The organism is Microcoleus sp. FACHB-1515, from assembly GCF_014696105.1.
Classification (GTDB): Bacteria; Cyanobacteriota; Cyanobacteriia; order Elainellales; family Elainellaceae; genus JAAUTJ01.
The window spans coordinates 378796-388811 of the sequence record NZ_JACJPO010000020.1 but is presented as its reverse complement, the minus strand read 5'-3'; the positions used below and the strand labels follow the sequence as shown (position 1 = coordinate 388811).

Here is a 10016-nt window from a genome sequence, read left to right as displayed (position 1 = left end):
TTAACGGTCGAACAAACAGCGGTGGGTACATGATCAAAAGCATCTTTGGGATAAGTAATAGCTTATCGATTGGCTGCTGCTTGTGCAAAATAGGTCTCTTAAGACTGCACTAGCTTAATCGAAAAGGTTAAGAATTAATTGCAGCGTTCTTCAGCGAATACTGACCATGATACGAGCAGCAATCGCGGTCGAAACGCCTGTCGCAAGGTAGTTTTGAGTGAGGCGGAAGCGGGCGATCGCTCAAGCATAGTGATATCGGGCGATCCCTCAAAAAAGCGAAACCTCAAGAAATTTAGTTTGTCACGAAAAATTGATTTTTCTGTCTCAGGTTCGATTGACGTAGATTCTCGCGACAAATTTGGCTCTAAGAAGCGATCGCTTCATTTAGCATTACATTTGATTTAATTCTGTAACTTTCACTACATTTTACTCCAAAATAGGAATACAGGCTTCGCTCCAACCCAGTCTGTGATTGAGTTTAGAGGATTCTATGTCAGATACGCTTTTAGCCGATGCCAACCTGCGCCTCGAAAAGGCGTTGCGCTATGTGACGATTAGCCAAGACGCGATCGAACGGCTCACCCATCCCAAAGCCAGCCTCAGCGTCGCGATCCCGGTGCGAATGGATGACGGCTCGCTGCGCGTCTTTCCGGGCTATCGCGTCCGCTATGATGACAGTCGCGGCCCCACAAAAGGCGGTGTGCGCTTTCATCCGAATGTGTCGATCGATGAAGTGCAATCGCTCGCGTTTTGGATGACGTTTAAATGTGCCGTATTAAACTTGCCGTTCGGCGGTGGCAAAGGTGGCATCACGGTCAATCCTAAAGCCCTCTCGAAACTTGAATTAGAAAGGCTCAGTCGCGGCTATATTGATGCGATCGCCGACTTCATCGGTACGGACGTTGATATTCTCGCACCAGATGTCTACACGAACGCAATGGTCATGGGCTGGATGATGGACGAATACAGCATCATTCGGCGGCAGTTTTCTCCCGGTGTCGTCACGGGAAAACCGATCGCAATGGGCGGCAGTTTGGGGCGCGAAACCGCGACGGCAATGGGCGCTTTCTTCGTGATTCAATCGGTTTGGTCGCAGCAAAAGCGATTGCCCGCCGAGACAACGATCGCGATTCAAGGCTTTGGCAATGCAGGCGCAATCTTAGCTGAATTGCTGTTTCATGCAGGCTACAAAATTGTGGCCGTCAGCGATTCGCAAGGAGGAATTTATGCCGAACAAGGACTCGATATTCCCAGCGTTCGGCATTTGAAAGAAGCGAGCCGTAAACTGAAAGCCGCTTATTGTGAAGGCTCTGTTTGCAGCAGCGTCGAGCATCAAGTAATTACCAATGCAGATTTGTTAGCCCTGAATGTTGATATTTTGATTCCTGCTGCCTTGGAAAATCAAATCACAGTTGAAAATGCCGATCGCATTCAGGCAAACTACATTTTTGAAGTCGCCAATGGCCCGATCGCCTCTTCTGCTGACGCCATTTTAGAAGCCAAAAACATTCGGGTTTTTCCTGACATTTTGGTGAATGCAGGCGGCGTCACAGTCAGCTATTTTGAATGGGTACAAAACCGCAGCGGCTTCTACTGGACATTGGAAGAAGTTAACGATCGCCTCAAAACCAAAATGGTCGAGGAAACTGCAAAAATTCAAGCGATCGCACAAGAACTTGCCATTTCCCTTAGAACGGCGGCGTATGTTCACGCCCTGAATCGATTAGGAGAAGCGATCGACGCGAAAGGCACTCGCGAAGATTATCTCAGGCAGTAACTCAACTCGCGACTCAACTCGTCTGACTGCGATCGATCAGCCACGCCACGCCTGCCCCGATCGCCTCGGCTAACACGCTAATCAGCCGATAAAGCGCCACTACGCTGAGGACGATCGCGGTGGGCAGCAGGCCATCGAGCAGGGCGATCGCAGTAGCTTCAAACACACCCAACCCTCCGGGCGCACCGGGGATCACAAGTCCCAGCAGCCACGCCCAGCTAAACGCGCCGAGCAAACGCGGAATTTGCATCGGATCGAAGCGAGTGAGGGCAAGCAGCGTTAGCAAAAATCCGGTTCCGCGCAGCAGCAGAAACCCCAGTTCGCCCAAAAAAGGCCGCAGCGGATAGTGTTGCAGTTGCCACTGCTCGCCTGTGCCTTTCGATCGCTGCAAGCGACTCAGCAGCGGATTGAGGCAGCGCGGATGCACGATCGCCAACCCGATCGCCAAGCTCAGCAGCGACCAAGCCCAATGCGTCACATTGCCGATCAAGGCGACCACCAAGGCCGCAGTTGCCATCAGCAGCGGTTCCATAAAGACGCTCAGCGTGGCGGCAGCGATCGGAATGCCTGCGGATTTTGCAGCGGAAATGCGACCGTAAAAATGCCAAACGTTTCCCGGTAGATATTTGCTGATGTTGGTTTTGAGATAGGTTTTGATGCCCCAGCTCGCAGAAGCAGGCTGCTTGAGGTCTTGCAGAATCCAGCTCCAAACGCAGCCTGCCCAAATGTGGGCAATCAGCGTGACGGCGAGCGCGATCGCCAGCATTTCAACCGCCGATCGATCGAGTCGAATTGCGGCGACTTCTTGAGCATGACTGCGTAGCACTTGCAGTAAAAAAAACAGCGTTGCCCCCAAAATCAGCCAGCGCAGGTAGGGCTTGAGACGAGTTACGATCGACATAATGGACAAAGCAACTGATCAGCATCAGGCGATTGGAAATGCAAGCAATTTCTTACGATATTAAGAAGAATTGTCTTCATCAAATTTTCAGATTTTGCCTTCGTAATTTTACTGCTTCTTAACTCAATCAAGATTGATCTTATGACAAGATATCAGCAGAGCATGAAACAAAGATTACCGATCTCTGCGTCATCAAACAACATACTCAAACCGCTCGTTCCAGGTAAGAGTTTTTACACTCTTTCAGCTTGTTTCCTGGTTGAACTGAATTAATTTCACATATTTGTTCTCATAGGTTGATTCAACGTGTTTCACTCGTTTCTGGATTACGCCTGACAAGTTTGATCAGAGCAAACCAGCTTTAACTAGGCAAAACTTTCAAGCCTTAAGGGTTATACAATCACCGATTGAAGATAAATTTGCAACACCTGTTTTGTTGAATCTACTGAGTCATACAGCAAAAGCAAATGACATTATTAAGGTAATTTTGCGTCAAGGTAACCATGCTTGAGAAGACAGTTCGATCGCTCCGAGTTCTATATGCCGCTGGACCTGGAAATGTCTTGGGAACTTATCGGCAGTGGTTGAATAGTCAAGACGACACTTCGCAAGTTTCCGTCACCTACTCAAGCCAGTTCTACAATGCGTGCCGCAGCCTGAATGCTCAAGGCTACGTTGTGGCCTACCCCGCAGAAGCAACCGTCTATGAAGATGAACAGTTCAAAATTGAACATCGTCCACAGGCAACTCAGGGCAAGTCTGGAATTGCCTATCACCTGAGCTACTTATGGTACGGAGTGCGTTTGGTTGCCTCAGCGCTGCGCTGGAAGGCAGATGTGGTGGTAGTGGCGGATGGCACAACACACTGGTTTGTTTTACGGGCATTGCCACTGTTGGGCGTCAAGATTATTCCTACAATTCACTGTGTACTCTGGAGTAAATATCAGCCTCAAACAAAGCTAGAAAAGCAAATTACCCAGCTCAATCGTCATCTGTTTGCTCATAGCCATCAGATCATGGTGGCTTCAGAGGACATTGCAGAACAAATTAAACAAATCACGCCGAATTCACCGAAGCTCGCTGAATTCTTGCCGCTCTATCGCCGCAGTGAATTTCAGGAGATCGCGCCGCCCTCGATCGATCGATCGCCGTTCAATGTTTTATTTGTTGGACGAGTTGAAGTTGATAAAGGCGTGTTTGATCTACTCGAAATCGCTAAACGCTTCGCTGCCGAAGGACGGCAAGACATTCACTTTCATCTGTGCGGCGTTGGGACAGCCCTCGAAGCCTTGCAGCAGGCCGTCGCGGAGGCAGGCTTGAGCGAAACCTTCATCTGTCACGGCTATTGCCTCAAGCCGCAGATGCAGACGCAATTTAGCCAGTCGCATGTGGTCATTGCGCCAACGACGACGCAGTTTATCGAAGGCTTCTGTCAGGTTGTCGCAGAAGGGGTTTTGGCTGGGCGTCCGGTCGTTACCTCCAGCGTTTGTCCAGCACTTGCGTATGTGCGTCCGGCTGCGGTTGAAGTTCAGCCAGATGATGTACAGGGCTATGGCGATGCGCTGCTGAAGCTGTGTGACGATCGCGCCTTCTACGAAACCAAGCAGCAGGGCTGTCTAGAAGTGCAAGAGCAGTTCTATGACTGGACGCGAAGCTGGGAAGCCACGCTTAAATCTGCCTTGATCGCGGCGCACCCTATGCAACCCGCCAGCAATGCAGTGATTCCCGACAGTCCTGCATCTGCTCAGCAATGAAGCCAGAACAAATTGGAGCAGTGCTGCGCGAGTGGCTCAATCCTTGCTGGCCGATATCAGCAGTTGGGCAAGTTCGCAAAAGCCGTCAACTTCGGCTTTAGCAGTAAGATGGGCGGGCTGATGCTGCATTCGATCGGCATAGTGCCGCAGATTGGCGACGCCGATCGAATGCGGAAACCGCTGGGGATCAAACAAGCTTTCATCGTTCGGACTGTCGCCCACTGTGGCAACCTGCGCGGCGGAGAGGTGCGGAAAATGGCGATCGATCACCTGCTGCAAGCCTGCGGCTTTGTCCTGCTCTGGCAATTTGATGTGGCACTGCACGTTGCTATAGGTAAATCCCCATCCCAAATGGTGAGCGCGATCGCTCAGCCGCTCTAAGTCCGCCAAGCTCAAGCCCTGCACGTCAAACGTCCAGTCGGTGAGACGAAACGCATTATCGATCGCAGGCTGCAACTGCGGAAATTCTATTTGCAGTTCGCGAAAGACTTGTGCGAGGCGATCGCGATGATCGACCGTCAGGGAAACTAGCGGTTCCGGAGCGCGATCGGCATTGGGAAAATAGAGGCCGCCATTTTCGGCAATCGCCCCGTCGATCGGCAGGTAGTTGACGATCGCCTGCACCCAGCCTGCCGATCGTCCCGTCACAATGGCGATCGCGATATTGGCCTTGCGTAATTCCACGAAAGCGTTTAGTAAAGCAGGCGTAAATTTGCCGGATTTCGTCAAGGTTCCGTCCATATCGGTGGCGATCAGGCGAATTTCTTTAAGAAACTTGGCGCTTGAACCCGAAGTGAGAAGCGTTGGCGTCATAATCTGGTGTTTAGCGTGCCTTTGTTTCAGTATCGACGATGGCGAATCTCAATCCAGATCAGCGCAACTACTTCTACCTGTTTGAGGCCGATCGAGCAGGCATCCACAAACCGATTTTGGCTGCCCTCTATGTTGCCCACAAAAGTCCGAATCTGACGGACGGCGAAACAGGCTTGGGGATCGCTCCAGCCAATCGCATCCCGATCGATCAGGTAGACACCTTTCAAGAACAAGTGCTGTATGCCGCCAACACCGTCCGCAGCATCACCGATCGACTGACGACGCAGGGCTGGAAAGGCAGCGATATCTGGGACGCTGACCAAGGCCGCTACAGCGATCGCTTTGTGCAGTCGGTGTCCGAAGGATATGTGCCGCCCGCCAGCGATCGCACCGCCGCCCGACTGGAGCCAACCAACGTCCAAACGCTGCTGAAGGCATATTTGGAAGATATCGCAGCGGATTTCCGGGGCGATGTTTTGCCGCAAAATTTGGCTTATCTCGATCGCAGCCTGCTTTCCTTCACTGAACGCATCAGCAGCTACTACACCGGAATTCCCTATCAGCGCGACGCCCTGCTCGAAACGGTGCGGCTGTGGCGCAAGCTGGATGTGCGCGACGAAGCCGTCAATGCCATGCGAGCCACAATTCCCGGCGGCGCTCCGGCCAATCCGCCGGATGAAAGCTATCTCGATCGCCCCCTCCTTCAGTTCATTCGCAACATCTCGCCGAACTTTACAGGCTATCCGCATCAGCGTGAGGCGATGCTCCGGCTTGTGATGCTGTGGCGACAGTTGGATTCCCGCGAGGAAGCGATCGAATCGCTGCAAACTAACTATTCCGCCGAAAGCAACATCGAGATTGTTGATCCTGCCCTGGTTGCCTTCGCGCAGCGATTGCCGCAGTTCTATCAGGGCAAAGGCGACCAGCGCAACGCTCTCACCGAAGCCTATCGCCTCTGGGCCGGACTCGATTCTAGAGGCGCAGCGCTTTCGGCTTTGGGCGTCAATTCGCAGGTGTTGAACTCGGCCAATCCAGCCACCACCGATCTACAAAACGCCGCACGACAACTCGATCGCGAACTGATCAATTTCATCAGAACAATTCCCTACACCTATGAAGAAACGCCACAGCAGCGCGAAGCCCTGATTCGTCTCGTTCAGCTTTGGCGCGGTTTGGGCGTCCGAGAACAAACAATTCAGTCGCTCTTCAACGACATCCGCCGGATGCAGCAGGCGCGGCGCGACTCGCAAGACGCGCCGCCGCGACCCGAACCGCCCCCCTTGCCGCGCCGCCCCGATCGCTGGACGCTGAGCAACATTCAGCTTGACGCCGCGATCATCCCCAACGGCAGCTTCACCTGGGCAGAAGCGACACGCGGCGGCGCAAGAATGCCACCGAATCAAGCCGTTCTCGATGCGATGATTCGGATTGCGCGATTGGCACAGCAAGGCCGCGATCGCATCGGTCGCCCGTTTCACGTTACAAGCTGGTATCGTCCGCCCGACGTAAATCGGCGCGTCGGCGGTGCATCGCGCAGCCGCCACATGGTCGGCGATGCGATCGACTTTTACTGTGATGGACTAACCGGAAATCAAATTTACTGGGCACTCGACCCTTGGTGGCCGGGTGGCCTCGGTCGCTACACGCAGTTTCCGCGCTTGTGCCATATCGATTCACGCGGCTTCCGGGCACGCTGGCGGCATTGAGGGATGAGGGATGAGGGGTTGGAGTGTGTGTTGACAGCCTGCGATCCTCCCTAGCCCTCCTTCTCAAGGAGGGAGCCGAACCGCTCAAAGTCTCCTTGAGAAGGGTAGAGATGATTCTCTAGAGGAAGGAAATCAGCGTGGGTAGATCATGCCTGAATTGCCGCATCGCTTTGGTATTGCATCCTAAGTTTTTCATTCCGCTACTTCGGCATTCGCTGCGTTGATTAGTGATTAGAATCGATCGTCTTTTCTACATAAATTCACGACGCTTGAGCGCTCAGCGCCTTGCGGAAAACAATTTTGTCTGCTCCTTCCGCATAAAACTCGCGTATCCGTGCTTCCTCGTCGAAACCATTTCTGCGATAGAACGATCGCACATACTCAAAATCTGGCGTACCCAACGTTTCAACTAATAAGATTCGCGCACCCCGCTCTCTCAAGGTCTGCTCTAGAAAACGGAGCAGTTTCGCGCCGCGTCCTTGCTTTTGGTGTGTCGGTCGGACACCAATCAATTGCAGGTTCCATGTCCCGTTCGTCATTCGTTCTGGTTCGCAGTAGGCCAATGCCACCAGTTCGTTATCCTCGTCGTCCGTAATCCAAAATGGATGAGCATCGCTATCTTTGCTCAACGAATTGTCTAGCATCTGACGCAACTCTTCTAGTTCGTCGGACGAAAAAAGTTCGATCGAATCGGCTAAAGCAATCAGCGCATCTGTATCATCAAGCGTAACTGGTCGGATCATTGTGGACTTTATCCATGTAGATATACTACAACATACTACATTAATGACGCCGGAGAAGCAAACTAAAGGTTCATCTATTGAGCGAAGGATCGATCCTTCATCAAATTCCAATGTTGAAAACACCGATTCCCGAACCAGCTAAGCTGTGAAATCATGACTGCTCGATCGCCCTTTCGCTACTATTTGTTTTTCACGCGAAATGCGCTACCGCAGCCCAGAGCGGATTTGGTGCAGGTGACAAACTGCGCGAACGCAGCAGCAAACTTGGGATATCCGACCGTTTTGGCTTATCTTCAGCGCGATCGCGCCGCCAACCATCCGATCGCCTGGATTGCGCCACAGATTCGATCGCCCAACGCTCAGTTGCAGCAGTTCTATCATTTGCAGGCGCGATTGCAAACGTTGCCGCTACCGATTCCGCAGTGGTGCGATCGAGTTGCGCCGTTGCATCCCAGTAGGATCGCCTGCAAATACTACCTGCCGCTGCATCTCAAGCGGATCACGCAACTGGTGCATACGCGCGACTGGAATTTTGCCAAAGCTGCGGTTTTGAACGGCATTGCCGCAATCTACGAACATCATCACCACGAAGACAAACAGTTTGAAGCCTCGATCGTTCAGCATCCGCTGTTTCAAATTGCCGTCACAGTGGCGGACTCGGTGCGCGATCGCCTCATCTCGCAGGGAATGCCCGCTGCCAAAGTCGTCAAAATCCACAACGGCTTCAACCGCGCCTTTCTCGATCGCCAGCCCCAAGCGGCACAGGCATGGCGCGATCGACTGCTTACCCCAAATTTTCAGCATCTCGTTGTGTATGCCGGGGCGCTCTACCCGTTCAAAGGCGTTGATTTGCTGCTGCAAGTGGCGCGATCGATGCCGCAGGTGCAGTTTGCCTTTGCGGGCGGCAGTGCCGATCAGGTGCAGTCCTATCAGCAGCAGGCGCGGGATCGATCGCTGCAAAACGTGATGTTTCTCGGCTTTTTGCCACAGGCGCAACTGGCAAGTCTGCTGCAAGCGGCTGACGTTTTGGCGCATCCGCACACCAGCGGCGCGGCATCAACTTTCACCTCGCCGCTCAAGTTTTTTGAATATCTCGCCGCCAATAGGCCGATCGTCGCGACCGAAATCGCTTCCCTGAAAGAATTTCGATCGCTCAACCTCGTCGCAGGCTGGTGTGAACCCGACAATCCAACGCAGTTTCAAGCCTGCCTTGAGCATCTGCTGCGCCGACGTTACGGCAGATTCGACCGTCAAGCGATCGAATCTGTGCAGCAGTTTTCCTGGGAAAATCGCATCCAGAAAATTCTCAGCTATGTTGATCCGATTCATCAGCCGCGATCGATCGCGTAATCTTGCCCATAGGCCGCGAGGTATTCACCTAAAACCTGCTGCGCTTCGTCCTCAGTTTCCAGCCGCTGATTGATCATAAAGAGAAACGGCTTGAGCCGCTGATTGTTCATGGGGGCAGGCTCCCAAATTTTCAGCAGAACGCCAGGATGAGCGGGTGTCACATTATATTTCAATAGATGCGGAGTCGTCGATCGCATAGCAAAATGGATGAACTCAGCAAAATAAGCTCGATCGCAAACAGCCTTCCGTTCGTGCTCACGAAGGGCATAGTCAATTTTTGCACTAATGTCATCGTGATTTCTACGGAGAAGACGATACGCGAATAATTTTTGTAAAGGTGCGATCGAACCAGTCCGTCGCCTGCTGCTTCGCCTGCAAATCTTCTAAGTCGCGAATGCACATCATTTCGGTGATTTTGCTGTTCACCTCACTGGGAAAATCGCGATCGAAATACTTAAATCCGTAGTCATACCGATCGGGTCGGTGCAGCATTCCCAGCAGTTCCACCAGCGGCTTGATCGTCAGCTTGTGATAGTTGGCGATCGCTTCTGCCAAATGGCCGCGATGCAGTTCTTTTTGCACAAAAAGCTGACCGAGCGAAAAGGTCTGACCACGCATCTGTCTTGCCGTGTGCTTCGGAGCCGCTCTGCCACAGCGCCAACCCAAAGCTGAGCGCCTCCAAGATGGCAGCGATCGCGCTTAGCAGTTCTGTCCGCTTCAGCACAGTGGTTAGCCACCTGCGGCAAATACGGCCATCAGCAGAATTGACAGCAGCAAACCGGGGGTGAGCAGCAAAATCAGCGTGAATAAATCGTTGAGTTCCATCGTGTCTCCTTCACAAATCCATTTTTCTCCATCCTATCGATCGCGAGCTTGCAATGTTGCGCCGTTCCGAAATTACAGGCCATCTTCAGGATCGTGCTGCATCCGTGATTTCCGCGCTCGATTGTGAAGCTTTTCAGGAAACAAAGG

9 protein-coding genes are annotated in these 10016 nt (G+C 52.5%); 4 read left to right on the top strand and 5 right to left on the bottom strand.

Annotated features, from left to right (window positions below):
* Positions 1–490: 490 nt before the first annotated feature.
* On the top strand, positions 491–1777 hold the full coding sequence (locus tag H6F67_RS07500; protein WP_190764859.1) for a Glu/Leu/Phe/Val dehydrogenase: 1287 nt from the start codon (positions 491–493) through the stop codon (positions 1775–1777).
* Between the two features lie 13 nt (positions 1778–1790).
* On the opposite strand, the gene H6F67_RS07495 is transcribed toward H6F67_RS07500, so the two are convergent.
* Positions 1791–2678 carry a UPF0104 family protein gene (locus H6F67_RS07495; RefSeq protein WP_190764858.1) on the bottom strand — a complete coding sequence of 296 codons (888 nt, stop codon included), beginning with the start codon at positions 2676–2678 and terminating at the stop codon, positions 1791–1793.
* A gap of 503 nt (positions 2679–3181) precedes the next feature.
* On the opposite strand from H6F67_RS07495, the gene H6F67_RS07490 reads away from it, so the two are divergent.
* Positions 3182–4432: a glycosyltransferase family 4 protein gene (locus H6F67_RS07490; protein WP_190764856.1), complete on the top strand. Its 1251-nt coding sequence runs from the start codon at positions 3182–3184 to the stop codon at positions 4430–4432.
* Positions 4433–4468: 36 nt separating this feature from the next.
* Here H6F67_RS07490 and H6F67_RS07485 read toward each other — a convergent pair whose 3' ends face one another.
* Positions 4469–5245 carry an HAD family hydrolase gene (locus tag H6F67_RS07485; RefSeq protein ID WP_190764855.1) on the bottom strand — a complete coding sequence of 259 codons (777 nt, stop codon included), beginning with the start codon at positions 5243–5245 and terminating at the stop codon, positions 4469–4471.
* 38 nt (positions 5246–5283) lie between these two features.
* On the opposite strand from H6F67_RS07485, the gene H6F67_RS07480 reads away from it, so the two are divergent.
* Positions 5284–6951 carry a D-Ala-D-Ala carboxypeptidase family metallohydrolase gene (locus H6F67_RS07480; protein WP_190764852.1) on the top strand — a complete coding sequence of 556 codons (1668 nt, stop codon included), beginning with the start codon at positions 5284–5286 and terminating at the stop codon, positions 6949–6951.
* Positions 6952–7211: 260 nt separating this feature from the next.
* On the opposite strand, the gene H6F67_RS07475 is transcribed toward H6F67_RS07480, so the two are convergent.
* Positions 7212–7694: a GNAT family N-acetyltransferase gene (locus tag H6F67_RS07475; RefSeq protein WP_190764851.1), complete on the bottom strand. Its 483-nt coding sequence runs from the start codon at positions 7692–7694 to the stop codon at positions 7212–7214.
* Positions 7695–7847: 153 nt separating this feature from the next.
* On the opposite strand from H6F67_RS07475, the gene H6F67_RS07470 reads away from it, so the two are divergent.
* A complete protein-coding gene (locus H6F67_RS07470) occupies positions 7848–9044 on the top strand; it encodes a glycosyltransferase (RefSeq protein WP_190764849.1) in 1197 nt (398 codons plus the stop codon).
* Here H6F67_RS07470 and H6F67_RS07465 read toward each other — a convergent pair.
* Together H6F67_RS07465 and H6F67_RS07460 are read right to left on the bottom strand one after the other, a co-directional pair.
* Positions 9023–9241 carry a hypothetical protein gene (locus H6F67_RS07465; protein WP_190764847.1) on the bottom strand — a complete coding sequence of 73 codons (219 nt, stop codon included), beginning with the start codon at positions 9239–9241 and terminating at the stop codon, positions 9023–9025. The two genes, H6F67_RS07470 and H6F67_RS07465, sit on opposite strands and share 22 nt — an antisense overlap.
* A gap of 103 nt (positions 9242–9344) precedes the next feature.
* Positions 9345–9710 carry a hypothetical protein gene (locus tag H6F67_RS07460; RefSeq protein WP_190764845.1) on the bottom strand — a complete coding sequence of 122 codons (366 nt, stop codon included), beginning with the start codon at positions 9708–9710 and terminating at the stop codon, positions 9345–9347.
* Between the last annotated feature and the right edge of the window lie 306 nt (positions 9711–10016).

Excerpts from the sequence above, each read along its gene's own strand:
- H6F67_RS07470 (WP_190764849.1), top strand. The coding sequence starts at position 7,848 with ATGACTGCTCGATCGCCCTTTCGCTACTATTTGTTTTTCACGCGAAAT.
- H6F67_RS07480 (WP_190764852.1), top strand. The coding sequence starts at position 5,284 with ATGGCGAATCTCAATCCAGATCAGCGCAACTACTTCTACCTGTTTGAG.
- H6F67_RS07490 (WP_190764856.1), top strand. The coding sequence starts at position 3,182 with ATGCTTGAGAAGACAGTTCGATCGCTCCGAGTTCTATATGCCGCTGGA.
- H6F67_RS07465 (WP_190764847.1), bottom strand. The coding sequence starts at position 9,241 with ATGCGATCGACGACTCCGCATCTATTGAAATATAATGTGACACCCGCT.
- H6F67_RS07495 (WP_190764858.1), bottom strand. The coding sequence starts at position 2,678 with ATGTCGATCGTAACTCGTCTCAAGCCCTACCTGCGCTGGCTGATTTTG.
- H6F67_RS07485 (WP_190764855.1), bottom strand. The coding sequence starts at position 5,245 with ATGACGCCAACGCTTCTCACTTCGGGTTCAAGCGCCAAGTTTCTTAAA.
- H6F67_RS07500 (WP_190764859.1), top strand. The coding sequence starts at position 491 with ATGTCAGATACGCTTTTAGCCGATGCCAACCTGCGCCTCGAAAAGGCG.
- H6F67_RS07475 (WP_190764851.1), bottom strand. The coding sequence starts at position 7,694 with ATGATCCGACCAGTTACGCTTGATGATACAGATGCGCTGATTGCTTTA.